Genomic DNA, 15555 nt, shown 5'->3' with positions numbered 1-15555 from the left:
CCCACCCGCGCTCGGTGAGCACGGAGTGGGACCACCGTCCGCTCGTTCGGGTCACACGGCGGAGGCCACGCCGTCCTGGTGCTCGGGCTCCTCGACGGCCGGGGCCGCGGGGGTGCGCCTGAAGTTCAGGACGACGAGCATGATCAGCACGATGCCGACGACGGTGGCCCACATGGCGGTGCGCACCCCGTCGGAGGTGGCCACGCGCAGCGCCTCGCCGGTCAGTCCCTCGTGGCCGGAGTTGGCGATCGCCACCAGGACGGCGAGGCCGACCGCGGCGCCGACCTGCTGGCCGGTGGAGGCGACGCCCGAGGCGATGCCCTGGTCCTCGGCCGCGACGCCCGTGGTCGCCGCGGCGTACATGGCGGTGAAGATGGTGCCCTGGCCGAGGCTGAGGACGAGGACGCCCGGCACCAGTTGCAGGTAGGTGCCGTTGGGCGAGACGGAGAAGGCGAAGGCGATGGTGCCGACCAGGCCCAGCAGCAGGGCGCCGGTCAGGGTGGCGCGCACGCCGAAGCGGGTGGCCAGTTTCCCGCCGGACAGGTTGCCGATGAGCACCCCGACGCAGGGAAGGAGGAAGGCGATGCCGCTCTTGGTGGCCGAGTAGCCGTGCACGCTCTGGAAGTAGAGGGTGAAGAAGTAGGGCAGTGCGCCGAAGGTCCCCATGAAGATGAAGGTGACCACGGTGCCGGTGCTCAGGTTGCGGTTGCGGAACAGCCGCAGCGGCAGCAGCGGGTCGGGGCCGCGGCCCTCGATGGTGAAGAAGACCGCGAGGATGAGCACGGCGACGGCGGCGGTGACCAGGATGGTCGGGGAGGTCCAGCCGGATTCGGGGCCCTGGACGAGGGTGAAGACCAGCAGGGTCGATCCGACGGTGGCGGTGAGGGCACCGGGGAGGTCGAACTTGCGTGCGTCGGTGCTCTGGCGGGGGGCGTCCTTGGGGATGATGGCGAAGGCGAGCAGCATGGCGCCGCCGGCCAGGGGGACGTTGGCGAAGAAGATCGACGCCCAGCCGAAGGCTCCGGTCAGGACGCCGCCGAGGAGGGAGCCGAGGATCATGCCGCTGCCGCCGGCCCCGCCCCAGATGGCCAGGGCGCGGTTGCGCTCGGGGCCTTCGGCGAACGTGGTGGTGACCAGCGAGAGGGTCGCGGGGGCGAGGAAGGCGCCGCCGATGCCCTGGACCGCGCGGGCCACGATCAGGGTGGTGGGGTCGCCGGCGAGTGCTCCGGCGAGCGAGGAGGCCGCGTAGAGGAACAGGCCGAAGGTGAACATCCGGCGGCGGCCGAAGAGGTCGGCGGCGCGGCCGCCGAGCAGCAGGAAGCCGCCGAAGGCGACGGCGTAGGCGCTGACGACCCACTGGAGGGTCTGTGCGGAGAAGCCGACACCGGTGCGGATCTCGGGCAGCGCGACGAAGACGATGCTGTAGTCAACAGCGTAGATGCACTGGGCGAAAGCCAGCAGTGCCAGGATCAAGCCGAGGCGTCGGCGAGGTGGCGCTTCGGCGCCGGCGACTGCAGAAGGCATGGGTGTGCCTGTCCCTTCCGGGTTTTTCGGATGCTGGTCAGTGGTGCGGGGGGTGCGACGGGCCGGTGCCGGTCGCAGGGGCCGCGAGGGCGTCCCGGCCGGTCGGGCCGGGTCGGGGGGCGGCCGGTGCGGTGTGCGCGGTGCGTCTCATGGGTGTGCTTTCGGTCGTGTGCGGTGGGGGCGCGTGGCCCCCCGGGCGGGCGGCGGTGTCCGCCGGCCGTGGTCGTGCCTGTCCCGTCACGGCTCGAGGTGGTCCTGGAACCACTGCGTGAAGGCGGCGTCGAGTTCGTCGCGTTCGTCCCGGTCGTCGGGGAGGTGGCCGCGCGAGAGGCGGATGAAGCGCACGGTCTTGCCCAAGTCGACGAGCTTCCTGTGGAGTTGCTCGGTGGCGTTGATGGCGACGGTGGTGTCGCCTTCGGCGTGGGCGAGCAGCAGGGGGGCCCGGATGGCGGCCGCGTGGGTGAGGGGGCTGGCCTGTCTGAGCCTGGCCAGGTCCTGCGGGTCGTCGACGTCGCCGATCCATTCGGTGACGCGGCGGCTCCAGGTGGGCGGCAGGGCGCGGATGTCGGTTTCGAGGTCGGCGGGTCCGCAGATGGCGATGCCGGCGCGCCAGTGGTGGGGCAGTCGGGCCAGGCAGCTGAGTGCGGCGAAGCCTCCGTAGGACATGCCGTGGACGCCGAGGCGGTCGCCGTCCACCCAGGGCAGGCTGCGCAGGTACTGCGCGGCGGCGTCGAAGTCGGCGAGGTCGCCGCCGCCCCAGTCGCGGTAGATCAGGCGTTGGTAGGCCAGTCCCCGGCCGGTGGATCCGCGCACGTTGGGCGCCAGGACGGCGATGCCGGCGCGGACCAGGCGCTGGATCAGGGGGTCGTGGACGGGCAGCGCCGCCCATTCGGGGCCGCCGTGGATGGTCAGTACCGCGGGGACGGGGCCGGTCGCGGTGGGCGGGCGGTAGAGCAGGCCGGATATCTCCAGCCCGTCGGCCGAGGTGAAGTGGACCGTCCGCGGGGCGACGAGGCCGTCGGGCAGGTCCTCGCCGAAGTGGGTGAGCTGGTGCGTGCGGCCGGTGTCCGGGTCGACGGAGAAGAACTGGGTGGCCCGGTCGGGGGCGCCGACCTGGGCGAGGAGGTCTCCCGCGGCGCTGAAGCGGGGGACGAAGCCGTCGTAGCCGAAGGGCTGGGAGGCGAATCCCGGCAGCTCGATGCGGGTGCCGGGGGCGCACAGGACGGTGCGCTGGTCCTCGGGCACGGCCCACAGGACCCGGTCGGGGCCGACGATGACGTTCTCGATGTCGGCGTCCGGTGTGGCGATCCACCGCAGGGGGTGGCCGGGTACGAGCAGGGCGACGCCGAGGTGGTCGCGGCCCTCGGTGGTGCACAGGTGGATGCCGTCCTCGTTCCAGCCGCCGGGCTGGTACTTGGCGGGGCCTTCGTGCGGGGTGAGGTGCCGGGTGCGGCCGGTGGCGAGGTCGCACTCGTACAGGTCCTGGTCGGTGTTCTGGTGGAACTTCAGGACGAGCAGCCGGCGGGAGTCGGGGGAGAAGCAGACGGGCACGTAGCGGTCGTCGCCCTGCAGGACCATCGTGCAGACGCCGGTGGCCAGGTCGCGCACGTACACGTCGAGACAGGTGGCGTCGCGTGCGCTGGTGGCGTAGGCGAGCAGGCGGCCGTCGGGGCTGTAGGGGGTGCTCGCGGTGGAGTACGGCACGCCTATCTCGCGTCGGACGCCGGGCTCCCGGGCTATCCACTCCACGTCGCCGGTGGCGGGGTCGATCTCGGCCAGACGGTAGTCCTGGCCGCCGGTGACGTCGACCACGGCGAGCAGGCGGCTCTCGTCGGGCCGCCACGCCAGGCGGGTGACCGCGCCGTCGACCGGGAGGACGCGCCGTTCGCCGGCCCAGGTCTGGAACCACGGCTGCGGGCGCCCGGAGTCGTCCCCGACGTACGCGAAGCCGTCCTTGGCGGGCCAGGCTCCCCAGAGCGTCACGAGCTCGCCGCCAGGGCGAGTTGGATGCTGGCGGCGGCGACGATCCCGCGGCGGAACCGGTCGAGGTCGAAGTTCTCGTCGGGCGCGTGGTTGGCTTCGTCGGCGTTGGCCAGCGGCACGCCGTAGCAGGGGCAGGCGAGTTCGTCGCTGAGGACGGCCATGGGCAGGCTCCCGCCGAGTGAGGGCACCAGCAGGGGCCGTTGGCCCAGGACGTCCTCGACCGCCTGGAGGATGGTGGCGGTGTAGGGGGTCTCGGGCAGCGTGGTGGAGGGCGCCATGGCGGCGCCGGGGACGAATTCGACGCCGGGGGCGTGCTCGGCGACGTGGCGCCGGATGGCGTCGGCGACCTGGTCGGGGTTCTGGCCGCCGACCAGGCGGGCCTCGCAGCGGGCGATGGCGACGTCGGGGATCACCGCGCGGTGGTCGCCGGAGTCCTCGCAGCTGAGGGAGTTGACGGTCAGGGTGGGCCGGGTCAGGCGTTCGTGGAACCCCATGGCGGTGGGCGGTTCCATGCCGGTCGCGCCGATCGCCCGGAGCGTCGTGGCGACGTCGACGGGGAGGTCGGCCAGGGCGGCGAGTTGTCCGCCGGTCAGCGGGGCGACGTGGTCGGCGAAGCCGGGGACGGTGACGGTTCCGTCGGCCGTGCGCATGGTGGCCAGCAACTGCACCAGGGTCCAGGCCGGGTTGGGGGCGATTCCGCCCCAGTTGCCCGAGTGCAGGGGCCGGTTGGCGCCCCGGGCGCGCAGTTCGAACATCAGGATGCCGCGGACGCCGAGGACCACGCTGGCCCTGCCGGAGTCGTGGACGGGGCCGTCGCTCCAGATCACCAGATCGGGCCGGCCGACCTGGCGCACGGCCGCGGCGAGGTTGGGGCTGCCGATCTCCTCCTCGCCGTCGAGCAGGACCGTGACGCGGCAGGGGAACCCGCCGGTCAGTTCCCGCAGGGCGCGCAGTCCCAGGAGTTGTGCGAGGTGCTGTCCCTTGTTGTCCCCGGTGCCGCGGCCGTACATGCGGCCGTCGCGGATGGAGGGGACGAAGGGGGGAGAGGTCCACAGTTCCAGCGGTCCGGCGGGCTGGACGTCGTAGTGCCCGTAGATCAGGACGTGCGGTCCGGGGCCGTCGGCGGTGCCCACGAGCGCGGGCCAGCCGCCCGTGTCGACCTCGCGGGCCCGCAGGCCCGAGGCCCGTAAGAGGCGAAGACCGTGGGCGGCGGCTTCGACCATGCCCTCACCGGTGCGGCTGATGCTCGGCCGGGAGATCCAGTCCGCCAGCTCACCGTCCAGATCGCGGGCCTCGACCCACTCCTGGAGCTGCTTGATCACAGACCCTCCAACCGATTGCACAGAATGAAATCGATACGCAGTCAAGCAAACTGACGGCGTGTTGGCAAGGTAGAGTCCAGGTGTGGAAGCGACCATCGAAGACCTCAAAGCGCTCGGACACCCGGTACGCTGGCGCATCCTCCGGCTGTGCCTGGACCGCGCCTTCACCAACAAGGAGCTGTCGGTCGAGCTCGACCTCGCTCCCGCCACCACCCTGCGCCACGTCCGCGCCCTGGTGAAGACCGACTTCCTGGTGGCGGAACCGGTGTGCACCGGCGAGCACGGCGCGCTGCAGCGGCCCTACCGGGCCACCGCGCGCACCCGGGGTCTGATCATCCCGCCCGACGACTCCGGCCTGGCCCAGCAGGTCGATCTCGCCGTACTGGGCGCCCACCGCACCGAGTTGATAGCCGCGGGCAAGGACTCCGGACGCGGCGCCAAGCGCGGGGTGCTGCGGCTGCGCCCCGAGTCGGTGGACGCGCTGCACCGCCGGATCGAGGCGCTGATCGCCGAGTACGCCGACGAGGCCGACGGCGAGCCGCTGAGCTACCTGTGGTCGTTGGTCGCCCGCCCGCCGTTGGACCCCGACCCCCGTGAAAACAACGGGACAGACACGATTGACCGATCGCCGTGACCAATGCTTGACTCATTCATTATTCGAGCGGAACGCCCGGAGCCGCCACGGCGACCGGAGGGGCGACGGCACGGTTCCGCTTTTTCGAACGTGCAAGTCGGCGTCCGGGCCGGGCAACCCGCCGGTGCGGGCCGTTGGCGCGGCACGGGCTCGGCGTGGTGGTTCCGCACACCCTCGGTACTGAATCCGGGGAGACCCGAAGCACTGAATCCGGAAAAGGTTAACGAATGAAGATTGTCATTGCCGGTGGCCACGGGAAGATCGCCATGCGGTTGACCCGGCGGCTCGCGCGACGGGGCGACTCCGTCGTGGGCATCGTGCGCAACCCCCGTCACGTCGAGGACATCAGGAAGATCGGCGGGGACGCCGCCCTGCTCGACCTCGAGCGCGCGACGGTGGACGAGGTGGCCGCGGTCGTGGCCGGGGCGGACGCCGTCGTCTTCTCCGCCGGCTCGGGCAACAGCGCCACCGCCGCACGCCGCGACAAGATGGACCGCGCCGCCGTCGTGCTCGTCATGGACGCGGCCGAGAAGGCCGGCGTGCGCCGGTTCCTGCACGTCAGCTCCATCAACGTCGGCTGCGCCGAAGAGCGCGGCATCGGCGAGGGCTACGCCGTCTACCTGCGGGCCAAGCACGCCGCCGAGCAGCACATCTTCGCCCGCACCGAGCTGGACTGGACGGTCCTGAGGCCCGGCGTGCTCACCGACGGCGGTGGCGAGGGCACCGTCGAACTCACCGTCGGCGCCAAGGTCGCGCCCCGGCACGCCAGGTTCGACCAGGTCGCCCGGGAGGACGTCGCCGGCGTCCTGGAGGCGCTCGTCGACCGGCCCGGGACCGCCGGCCGCATCTACGTGGTGGTCGGCGGGTCGACCCCCATCGAGAAGGCGGTCGACGCCTAGGCCGTACTCCGCGGACCGCGTCCGCGCCACCCCCCGCGCCGGGGCGCCGGGGCGGCGCGGCACGGCCCGGAGCGGATTCCCGGCGCGGGCACCGGCACCGGGAATCCGCGAATGCCCGCCGGCGCGGTCCGGGAACCACGGGCCGGCCGCAGGCCCCGGTGGGAGCGGTGCGGAACGCCGCGCGAACGGCGACGCACCGCGCCCTGCCGGAAAAGCGGACGGCGGAATACCGCTCGCTTCCCGTCCGGTCCCTTTCCGGACGCGGATTGCCACATGAAATGTCTCCTTTCAGCGCACCGGGGGGTTGTTTGCCGTGCAGTCAATTGCCGAAGCAAGGCCGACGCATCGGGTCGGCAGCGTGATCACCAGCAACGGCATCGCGAAAGCGGCATTGGCGAACGAATCCGCCGCGCACCGATTAGTCTCCCCCGCGGTGGCCGAGCCGCCGCCCCACTGTCCGCCGGACGCCCCGGTCGGCTGCACCCACTGGGCGGTGACCGCGGCCGCCGTCTCCTCCTGGGAGGCGACGGGCGTCGGCGCGGCCGCCCGCCCGGGAGCGGAGGACGACGCCGGGGGCCACCCGGCCCGGGACCACTGGGCCGACCTGCTGCTCCTGGACCGCTGCGCCGCCGAGGGCGCCGTCCCCGAACCGTCCCCGGCCGAGCGGCACGTGCTCGACCCGGCGATCCGGTCGGCGGTCACCACCCTGGTCGTCGCGGCCCGGGCGCCCCACTGGTTCGACCCGGTGCCCGCCGACCCGCCCGGGCCGGGCCGGCCCTGGTTCGCCGAGATCGGCTACGTGCACTGCTTCGCGCTGCTGATGGCGGGTCAGGTGCGCCACGCGTGCCGCATCGCCGAGAACGGCTACCGCCACGAACTGGCCGCCGGGAACACCGCGTTGGCCGACGGCTGGCTGGCGATGCGCGGCAGGGTCGCCGACACGGTCGGCGCCCCGCACCCGTTCGAGGGCCCCGCTCCCCGCCTCATGCTGGCACCGCGCCCCGCCGCACTCGCCGTCTTCGGGGACCGGGGCGCCGACCAGGACCGGCGGCACGAGAACCGCCTCTTCCTGCCCTGGTCGACCCTCAGCCGGGCCTGGGCCACCGCGGCCGGCGGGAACACCACCCTGGCCGCCCGCCAGGCCCTGGCCGCCGCCGACACCGCCATGGCCCTGGGCCAGTACGCCGTCGAAGCGACCGCGAGCTACGACGCGGCCCGCCTGGGCAACCCCCACGCCGTCCGCCACCGCCTGGCCGCGCTCGCCGACCTGGTCCCCGGACCGGTCGTGCCGACCCTGGCCGCCGCGGCGGCCGCACTGGCCCGCTCCGACCCCGCGGCCCTGGACCTCGTCGCCGAGAAGTTCACCGAGCTGGGCATGGACCTGCTCGCCGCGGAGGCGGTCACCGCCGCGGCCGCCCTGCGCCGCACCTGCGCACCCCCCAGAACCCTCGCCTGTCCCACCGCGACGACCCCGCTGCTGCAACTGACCGCGCCACTGGTCGACCTCACCAGCCGCGAACGGGACGTCGTGCTCCTGGCCGCCGGCGGCTTCACCAGCCCCGTCATCGGACACCGGCTGGCACTGTCCGCCCGCACCGTCGACAACTACCTGGGCCGCGCCTACCAGAAGCTCGGGGTGGCCAACCGCCGCGAGCTGGGCCCGCTGGTCGTCGGCGACCGCACCCAACCGCCCATCCACGCCGAAGGGAAACAGCGATGACCTCCATGAGTGACCTCGAGAAGATATCGGCCAACCGGGAAGGCTTCAACCTGCGAGCACGGGCGCACATGCAGTCCTCCTACTACAACGTGGAGAGGTTCAAGCAGGGCCACAACATGCTGCGCAAGCTGGAGCAGGAGGAGCTCGGCGACGTCAGCGGCAAGTCCCTGCTCGAACTCCAGTGCCACATCGGCGTCAACTCGCTCTCGCTCGCCCGCCTGGGCGCGAAGGTCACCGGCACCGACATCTCCGACGAGGCCATCGACATCGCCCGCGGACTCGCCGCCGAACTCGACCTCGACGCCACCTTCGTCCAGGCCAACCTCTACGACCTGCCCGACGTCCTCGACGCCCAGTTCGACATGGTCTTCACCGGGTACGGCACCCTGTCCTTCCTGCCCGACATCGACGGCTGGGCCAAGACCGCGGCACAGTACGTCAAGCCGGGCGGCACCCTCACCGTCGTCGAGATCCACCCCATGCTCACCCTCTTCAGCGACGTCGACGGCGAACTGCGGCTCGCCCGCTCGCTGTTCCAGTCCCGGCACGTGCACCACGAGATGTCCTCCAGCTACGCCGACAAGATCGCCGACGAGGTGGAGGTCGAGACCCACAGCATCTACGGCTGGCGCTGGAGCGTGGAGGAGGTCCTCAACGCCCTCATCAACGCCGGTCTGACCATCGAGCGCGTCCGGGAGGTCCCCTACGACGCCCGCCAGCGGCTCCCGCTGATGGTGCCCGACGGCGAGCACAACTGGCGCATCCCCGGCGACCCGATCCCGCTGTCCTTCTCCTGCACCGCCAGGCGGCGGTGAACCGCGCGATGGCAGAGCAGATCGTGGCCACCCCGCAAATCCGCGAGTACGTCCGCGCCGTCTCCCTGCGCGATGACCCCCTGCTGGCCGAACTGCGGGAGCAGACCGCCGGGCTGCCCGGCGGCCAGGCCATGCAGGTGATGGCCGAGGAGGGCCAACTGCTGGCGCTCCTGGTGGGCCTGGCCGGCGCCCGGTCGGTCCTGGAGATCGGTACCTTCACCGGCTACAGCACGCTGTGTATGGCCCGCGCGCTGCCGCCGGGGGGCACGCTCGTCACCCTCGACCTCAACGGGCGGTGGCCGGCCATCGGCGCGGACTACTGGCGGCGGGCCGGCGTCGCCGACCGCATCGACGTCCGCATCGGCGACGCGGCGCAGACCCTGGCCGCCCTCCTGGACGAGCGGGGCAAGGAGAGCTTCGACCTCGTGTTCATCGACGCCGACAAGGCGAACTACGGCACCTACTACGAGGCCGCGCTCGGCCTCACCCGTCCGCAGGGGCTGGTCGTCATCGACAACACGCTCTTCTTCGGCCGGGTCGTCGACCCCGACAGCCACGACCCGGACACCGTCGCGGTCCGGGCCCTCAACACGGCGCTGCGGGACGATCCCCGCGTGGACGTCTCCATGCTCACCATGGCCGACGGCATCACGCTGGCCCGCAAGCGCTGACACCGCGGGCCCGGAGACGGGCCCGGCGACCAGGGAGTCCCCCGACAGCCTGTCGGGGGACTCCTCCGCGTGCCGCGGCCCCGGCGAGGACGGGCGGGTGGCCGCAGGCGGGGTGCGGGAGGCGGTGTGCCGGGGTCGGGGCCCCGCCCGCGCGGCCCCGCACGCGCCTGCGCCCGCCCGCCCCCGCGGGTCGGCGGGGGACGGACGGGCGCGGGCGCCGCCGCCCGGTGCGCGCCCGCAAGGCGCGCCGGAGGGGGAGCGGCGGGTCAGGGCGCGGCGGCCAGGGCGACAGCGGTCAGGCGCAGGGTCTCGGGTGCCGGCCTGGAGGCCGGTGTGATGTGCAGCCGCCGCGTCCGCCCGTCCTCGGGCGGGGCCAGCCCGGCCACGCAGGCGCAGGCTTCGTCGGTGAACCCGGCGAAGCGGTAGGCGACTTCCATGACCCGGTTGCGCGGGGTGGGGCGGAAGTCGGCGATCAGGTGGGCACCGGCCGCGGCCGCTTCGCCGATGAGCCAGTTCAGGACGGTGGCGCCGGCGCCGAAGGAGACGACGCGGCAGGAGGTGGCCAGGAGTTTGAGGTGCCAGACCGAGGGACCGCGTTCGACCAGGGTGACGCCGACGGCGCCGTGCGAGCCGAAGCGGTCGCTCATCGTGACGGCGAGGACCTCGTGGTGGGCGTCGCCCAGGAGCGCGCGCAGGTCGGCGTCGGAGTAGTGGACGCCGGTGGCGTTCATCTGGCTGGTGCGCAGCGTGAGTTCCTCCAGGCGGGAGAGGTCCTCGTGGGTGGCCCGGCGGATCTCCATGACGAGGTCCAGGGAGCGCAGGAACTCCTGCGAGGGTCCCTCGAAGGACTCCTGCTCGGCCTGGCGGCGCGCGTTGGCCTGGTACATCTGGCGGCGGCGGCGCGAGTCGACGGTGACCGTGGCCGGGGTGAACTCGGGCAGGTCCAGCAGCCCGGGCACGGCCTCGGCCGGGTAGCAGCGCACCTGCGGGAGGTGGAAGGCCACTTCGGCGCGCTCGGCGGGCTGGTCGTCGATGAAGGCGATCGTGTGGGGGGCGAACTTCAGCTCGTCGGCGATCTCCTGGACGGATGCCGACTTGGGGCCCCAGCCGATCCTGGCGTGGACGAAGTACTCGGCGAGGCCGAGGTCCTCCAGGCGCTGCCAGGCCGGCCGGTGGTCGTTCTTGCTGGCGACGGCCTGCAGGATGCCGCGGGCGTCGAGGCCGAGGACGGTCTCGCGGACGCGGGTGTCGACGGCGACGTCGTCGCCTTCGAGGAGGGTGCCCTTCCACAGGGTGTTGTCGAGGTCCCAGACGACGCACTTGACGGTGGGGGGCGGCTGGTCGGGTGACTGCGGTCCGCTCACTGCGCCGACTCCTTTCGCGCGGTGGTTCTCCTGGTGGCCAGGGCGTGCCTGGCGAGTTCGAGTTGGCAGATCTCGCTACTGCCTTCGATGATCTCCATCAGTTTCGCGTCGCGGTAGGCGCGGGCGACGACGTGGCCGTCGACGGCGGCGGCGGAGGCCATGGCCTGCAGGGCCGAGGCGCTGCCCTGGACGGCCTGGGTCGCGCTGACGTGCTTGGCCAGGACGGTGGAGATGACCAGGCTCGGTGAGCCGGCCTCCCAGTGCTCGGCGGCCTCGCGGCACACGCCGGTGGCGACGCGTTCGGCGGCGTAGAGTTCGGCGATGCGGCGGGCGACGAGCTGGTGCTCGCCGATCGGCCTGCCGAACTGGTGCCGGGTGGCCGCGTGTTCGGTGACGGCGGCCAGGCAGCCGCGCAGGATGCCGACGCAGCCCCAGGCCACGGACATGCGGCCGTAGGCGAGGGCGGTGGTGATCAGGAAGGGCAGGGCGAGCGCGCCGCCGCCCAGGACGTTGGCGGCGGGCAGGCGCACGCCCTCCAGGTGGACCTGGGCGTGGCCCGCCGCGCGACAGCCCATCGGGTGGGCGACCTTCTCGATCCGGACGCCCGGGGTGTCGGCGGGGACGACGACGGCGGCGGCACCGTCCCCGCTCCTGGCGACGACGACGATCAGGTCGGCGTAGGCGGCGGCGGTGATCCACGTCTTGCTGCCGTCGAGGACCACGCCGTCGCCGTCGTGGCGCACCCGGGTGCTCATGGCGCCCAGGTCGCTGCCGGCGTCGGGTTCGCTGAAGGCGACGGCGGCGAGGCGGCCGCCGGTCAGCCGGGGCAGGAAGGCGGCGCGCTGCTCGGCGGTGCCCAGGCGCTGGATGGTCCAGGCGGCCATGCCCTGGGAGGTCATGACGCTGCGCAGGGAGCTGCACAGGCTCCCGGCGTGGGCGGTGAGCTCGCCGCTGTCGCGGCTGGTGAGGCCGAGGCCGCCGTACTGCTTGTGCACCTCGGCGCACAGCAGGCCGGCGGCTCCCAGCTCGCTCAGGACGGTGCGGGGGATCTCGCCGGCGGTGTCCCAGGCGCCGGCGTCCCGCCGTACGAGGTCCCAGGTGTCCTGCCGTCCCGGGGCCGACGCGTCAGACATCGGTGCCGGTGGCGGACTGCGCCCGGAGCCGGTCGACGAGGGCGGCCATGCTCTTGATGGTGCGGAAGTTGGACAGCTGCAGGTCGGGGCCGGCGACGGTGACGTCGTAGGTCTGTTCGAGGAAGACGACCAGCTGCATGGCGAACATGGAGTTGGCCAGGCCGGTGGTGAACAGGTCCTGGTCGCTGTCGGGGGTGGTGCGGGTCTCCTCGGCTACGAAGCGGGTGATCCGGTCGATGACGGCGTCGGTGTCGAGGGGCGCCTGGGAGGTGTGCTGCTCGTGGGTCATGACTGTGCCTCACTGTAGGAGTAGAAGCCGCGGCCGCTCTTTCGGCCGAGCTCGCCCCGCCGGACCTTCTCGAGGAGCAGCTCGCTGGGGCGGCACCGCTCGTCGCCGGTCCGGGCGTGGAGTTCTTCCAGGGCGTCGACCAGGTTGTCGATGCCGATCAGGTCCGCGGTGCGCAGCGGGCCCGTGGGGTGGCCGAGGCAGCCCTGCATGAGGGTGTCGACGTCTTCGGCGGTGGCGGTGCCCTCGCTGACGATGCGGGCGGCGTCGTTGATCATGGGGTGCAGGAGCCGGCTGGTGACGAAGCCGGGCGCGTCGCGCACGACGACGGGGCGGCGGCCGATGCGGGTGAGGGTGGACAGGACCTGCTGGACGGTCCGGTCGGTGGTCCGCGGGCCGCGGATGACCTCGACCATGGGGATGAGGTAGGCGGGGTTCATGAAGTGGGTGCCGATGAGGGTGCCGGGGTCCTTCACCCAGGCGGCCATCTCGTCGATGGGGATGCCGGAGGTGTTGGAGACGAGGGGGGTCGCGGGGCCGACGAGCGCCGAGACGGCGGCGAGGACCTCGGCTTTGCGGTCGGGCGCCTCGGTGACGGCCTCGATGACCACGGCGGCCTCGGCGGCGTCCTGCAGGTGCAGGGTGGTGCGCAGGCGGCCCGGGGCGGTGCCGGGGGGCAGCGCGCCGGTGAGCTGGGCGTGGCGCAGGCCGTGCTGGATCGCGGTGGTGGCGCGGTCGAGGACGCCGCGGTCGATGTCCACCAGTACGACGGGCAGCCCGTGTCCGACGACGAGCGTCGAGATTCCGGTGCCCATGACGCCCGCGCCCACGATGGCGATCAGCGGCTCGTCCATGACGCTTCCTCCAGACCCAGGGGTTCGTAGCTTCCGGTGTCGGGGCCGATCCAGTAGCGGGAGCGCTGGAAGGGGTAGCCCGGGAGGGACACGCGCCGCGGTCGTGCGGTGCCGCGGACGGCGTCCCAGTCGATGTCGGTGCCGACCTGCCACAGGGTGCCGAGGGTGTCGAGCAGGGTGGCGAGGTCGGCTCGGTCGGTGTCGGCGGAGCCGAGCGAGGGCAGCGCCGTGAGGTGCCGGGTGTCCTCCTGGCGGGTGAGGGCCCGGGCGAGGCGGTCGGCGGGTCCCATGACCAGCAGGACGTGGTCGGGCCGGGCGGCCGCTTCGCGCAGGACGTCGGCGAAGGCGCCGGCCCCGGTGCCGGCGGGGGAGGGGTCGGCGGAGGTGCGGGCGCGCGCGAGGGCGGCGAGGGCGTCGGGGAGGTCGAGGACGCCGGCCAGGCACTTCGCCACGTACTCGCCGTCGCCGTCGCCGACCACGGCGGCGGGTTGGACGCCCCAGGACTGCCACAGGCGGGCCAGGGCCCACTGGAGGGTGAAGGCGGCGAGGGCGGTGGCGCGCGGGTCGGTGCCGGTCGAGCCGTCGCCGCGGCCCGGCGCGGTGCGGGAGCCGTTCCAGGTGGTCGGGAGGAGCAGGGCGCGCAGGTCGTCGCCGAGCAGGGGGCGCGCCAGGTCGGCGCAGTGGTCGACCTCGCGCGCGAAGGCGGCCTCGCTGCGGTAGACCTCCTCGGCGGCCCCGGGGCGGTGGGCGGAGGCGCCGGGGAAGACGAAGACGCTGCGACGGGGCCCGGCGGCGCCGGGGGCGGCCGGGGCGCGCAGGGCGGCGACGGCTTCGGCGCGGTCGCGGCACACCAGGTGGCGGCGGTGCGCGAAGGCGCGGCGGCCGACCTGGAGGGTGTGGGCGACGTCGGCGAGGTGCAGGTCGTCGTCGCTCTCCAGCCGCCGGGCGAGGGCGGCGGCGGCGTCGTCCAGGGCCTGGGGGGTGCGGGCGGACAGCAGGAGCAGGTGGTGCTCGCGCGGGCCGGGCGCGGCGGGGCCGGGCGCGGGCGCTTCCTCCAGGACGATGTGGGCGTTGGTGCCGCCGACGGCGAAGGCGCTGACGCCGGCGCGGCGCGGGGTGGCGCCGCGGGGCCAGGGACGGGCGGTGGTGGGGACGTAGAAGGGGGTGCGCTCCAGCAGCAGGGCGGGGTTGGGCGCGTCGTAGTTGATGCTGGGCGGGATCTCGGCGTGCTGGAGGGCCAGGACGGCGCGGGCGAAGCCGGCGGCTCCGGCGGCGGCGTCCAGGTGGCCGATGTTCGCCTTGGCGGAGCCGATGGCGCAGTACCCGCGTTCCTTGGTGCCGAAGGCCTGGGTGAGGCCGGCGAGTTCGATGGGGTCGCCCAGGGGGGTGCCGGTGCCGTGGGCTTCGACGTAGCCGATGCTTTCGGCGCTGACCCCGGCGACGGCCTGGGCGGTGGCGATGACCTCGGCCTGGGCCTGCATGCTCGGGGCGTTGAAGCCGAACTTCGAGGAGCCGTCGTTGTTGAGGGCGCTGCCGAGGATCAGGGCGCGGATGTTGTCGTTGTCGGCGAGCGCGTCGCTGAGACGGCGCAGCGCCACGACGGCGACGCCGTACCCGGGAACGGTTCCGCTGGAGGAGGCGTCGAAGGGGCGGCAGTGGCCGTCGCGGGCGAAGATGCCGCCGGCGACGACGGGGTAGCCGCCGATCAGGGGGATGGGCAGGGCCACTCCTCCGGCCAGGGCCATGTCGCACTCGTGGCCCAGCAGGGCCTGGCAGGCCAGGTGGATGGCGACCAGGGAGGTGGAGCACGCGGACTGGACGGTCATCGCGGGGCCGCGCAGGTCGCACAGGTAGGCGGCCCTGGTGGCGAGGAAGTCCTTGTCGTTGTACGGGCGGGCGGAGAAGGCCGCCAGGGAGCCGCGGAAGCGGGCGTTGGCCAGGAGGTTGAGGGGGAGGTACTTGTTGGCGAAGCAGCCCGCGTAGACGCCGATGGAGCCGTCGAAGCGGGCGGGGTCGTGGCCGGTGTCCTCGAGGGCGTGCCAGACGGATTCGGCGAAGATCCGCTGCTGGGGGTCGCTGATCTCGGCCTGTTCACGGGTGTAGCCGAAGAAGTCGGCGTCGAAGCGGTCGGCGTCCTCGATGACGCCGGCGGCGGGGACGTAGTCGGGGTGGGTGATCATCTCCTTGGGCCAGCCGACGTCGGTCAGTTGCTCGGCGCTGAAGCGGGAGATGGATTCCACTCCGTCGCGCTGGTTGCGCCAGAACGCGTCGATGGTGGGGGCGCCGGGCAGCCGCGCGGTGAGCCCGACGACCGCGATCGGTTCCATGCTGTCTTCCGTCTCGGTACTCA

General features: G+C 73.3%; 13 protein-coding genes. 5 read left to right on the top strand and 8 right to left on the bottom strand.

Going from position 1 to position 15555, the window contains the following annotated elements; translation table 11 throughout:
* Positions 1–51 precede the first annotated feature (51 nt).
* The 3 genes from OO48_RS21280 to OO48_RS21270 all read right to left on the bottom strand — a co-directional run bounded on the left by OO48_RS21280 (position 52) and on the right by OO48_RS21270 (position 4829).
* A complete protein-coding gene (locus OO48_RS21280) occupies positions 52–1524 on the bottom strand; it encodes an MFS transporter (protein ID WP_051732403.1) in 1473 nt (490 codons plus the stop codon).
* Between the two features lie 237 nt (positions 1525–1761).
* Entirely contained in the window at positions 1762–3507 is a 1746-nt protein-coding gene (locus OO48_RS21275) for a S9 family peptidase (protein WP_033218673.1), read from the bottom strand.
* The gene (locus OO48_RS21270) at positions 3504–4829 is read right to left on the bottom strand and encodes a M20/M25/M40 family metallo-hydrolase (protein ID WP_209439524.1); all 1326 of its coding nucleotides are present in this window, start codon (positions 4827–4829) and stop codon (positions 3504–3506) included. The genes OO48_RS21275 and OO48_RS21270 overlap by 4 nt, the downstream gene beginning before the upstream one ends.
* Before the next feature lie 82 nt (positions 4830–4911).
* Between OO48_RS21270 and OO48_RS21265 the strand changes: the two genes are divergently transcribed.
* The 5 genes from OO48_RS21265 (at position 4912) to OO48_RS21245 (ending at position 9568) form a co-directional block, all read left to right on the top strand.
* The gene (locus OO48_RS21265; protein WP_033218671.1) at positions 4912–5463 is read left to right on the top strand and encodes an ArsR/SmtB family transcription factor; all 552 of its coding nucleotides are present in this window, start codon (positions 4912–4914) and stop codon (positions 5461–5463) included.
* Positions 5464–5690: 227 nt separating this feature from the next.
* A complete protein-coding gene (locus OO48_RS21260) occupies positions 5691–6362 on the top strand; it encodes an NAD(P)H-binding protein (protein ID WP_033218670.1) in 672 nt (223 codons plus the stop codon).
* Between the two features lie 358 nt (positions 6363–6720).
* On the top strand, positions 6721–8082 hold the full coding sequence (locus tag OO48_RS21255) for a helix-turn-helix domain-containing protein (RefSeq protein ID WP_157845501.1): 1362 nt from the start codon (positions 6721–6723) through the stop codon (positions 8080–8082).
* On the top strand, positions 8079–8897 hold the full coding sequence (locus OO48_RS21250) for a class I SAM-dependent methyltransferase (RefSeq protein ID WP_209439523.1): 819 nt from the start codon (positions 8079–8081) through the stop codon (positions 8895–8897). The genes OO48_RS21255 and OO48_RS21250 overlap by 4 nt, the downstream gene beginning before the upstream one ends.
* 8 nt (positions 8898–8905) lie before the next feature.
* The gene (locus OO48_RS21245; protein ID WP_033218667.1) at positions 8906–9568 is read left to right on the top strand and encodes an O-methyltransferase; all 663 of its coding nucleotides are present in this window, start codon (positions 8906–8908) and stop codon (positions 9566–9568) included.
* Between the two features lie 266 nt (positions 9569–9834).
* Here the strand turns inward: OO48_RS21245 and OO48_RS21240 are convergent, their stop codons facing one another.
* From OO48_RS21240 to OO48_RS21220, 5 genes are read right to left on the bottom strand one after another with little or no spacing between them, the layout of a single operon-like run.
* A complete protein-coding gene (locus OO48_RS21240; RefSeq protein ID WP_033218665.1) occupies positions 9835–10932 on the bottom strand; it encodes an HAD-IIIC family phosphatase in 1098 nt (365 codons plus the stop codon).
* Positions 10929–12065: an acyl-CoA dehydrogenase family protein gene (locus OO48_RS21235; RefSeq protein ID WP_051732401.1), complete on the bottom strand. Its 1137-nt coding sequence runs from the start codon at positions 12063–12065 to the stop codon at positions 10929–10931. The genes OO48_RS21240 and OO48_RS21235 overlap by 4 nt, the downstream gene beginning before the upstream one ends.
* Entirely contained in the window at positions 12058–12354 is a 297-nt protein-coding gene (locus OO48_RS21230; protein WP_033218663.1) for an acyl carrier protein, read from the bottom strand. The genes OO48_RS21235 and OO48_RS21230 overlap by 8 nt, the downstream gene beginning before the upstream one ends.
* Positions 12351–13205, bottom strand: a complete 855-nt coding sequence (locus OO48_RS21225) for a 3-hydroxyacyl-CoA dehydrogenase family protein (protein ID WP_033218661.1) — start codon at positions 13203–13205, stop codon at positions 12351–12353. The genes OO48_RS21230 and OO48_RS21225 overlap by 4 nt, the downstream gene beginning before the upstream one ends.
* Positions 13190–15532 (bottom strand): type I polyketide synthase, encoded by a 2343-nt coding sequence (locus tag OO48_RS21220; RefSeq protein ID WP_051732400.1) that lies wholly within the window; start codon positions 15530–15532, stop codon positions 13190–13192. The genes OO48_RS21225 and OO48_RS21220 overlap by 16 nt, the downstream gene beginning before the upstream one ends.
* Positions 15533–15555 lie beyond the last annotated feature (23 nt).

This window comes from Kitasatospora phosalacinea, from assembly GCF_000716545.1.
In the GTDB taxonomy this organism is placed as follows: domain Bacteria; phylum Actinomycetota; class Actinomycetes; order Streptomycetales; family Streptomycetaceae; genus Kitasatospora; species Kitasatospora phosalacinea.
This window is presented reverse-complemented; position numbering and strand designations above follow the sequence as displayed.

Bases quoted from the DNA above. Each gene is read 5' to 3' on its own strand.
- OO48_RS21245 (WP_033218667.1), top strand. From the start codon at position 8,906: ATGGCAGAGCAGATCGTGGCCACCCCGCAAATCCGCGAGTACGTCCGC.
- OO48_RS21230 (WP_033218663.1), bottom strand. From the start codon at position 12,354: ATGACCCACGAGCAGCACACCTCCCAGGCGCCCCTCGACACCGACGCC.
- OO48_RS21260 (WP_033218670.1), top strand. From the start codon at position 5,691: ATGAAGATTGTCATTGCCGGTGGCCACGGGAAGATCGCCATGCGGTTG.
- OO48_RS21250 (WP_209439523.1), top strand. From the start codon at position 8,079: ATGACCTCCATGAGTGACCTCGAGAAGATATCGGCCAACCGGGAAGGC.
- OO48_RS21220 (WP_051732400.1), bottom strand. From the start codon at position 15,532: ATGGAACCGATCGCGGTCGTCGGGCTCACCGCGCGGCTGCCCGGCGCC.
- OO48_RS21280 (WP_051732403.1), bottom strand. From the start codon at position 1,524: ATGCCTTCTGCAGTCGCCGGCGCCGAAGCGCCACCTCGCCGACGCCTC.
- OO48_RS21235 (WP_051732401.1), bottom strand. From the start codon at position 12,065: ATGTCTGACGCGTCGGCCCCGGGACGGCAGGACACCTGGGACCTCGTA.
- OO48_RS21225 (WP_033218661.1), bottom strand. From the start codon at position 13,205: ATGGACGAGCCGCTGATCGCCATCGTGGGCGCGGGCGTCATGGGCACC.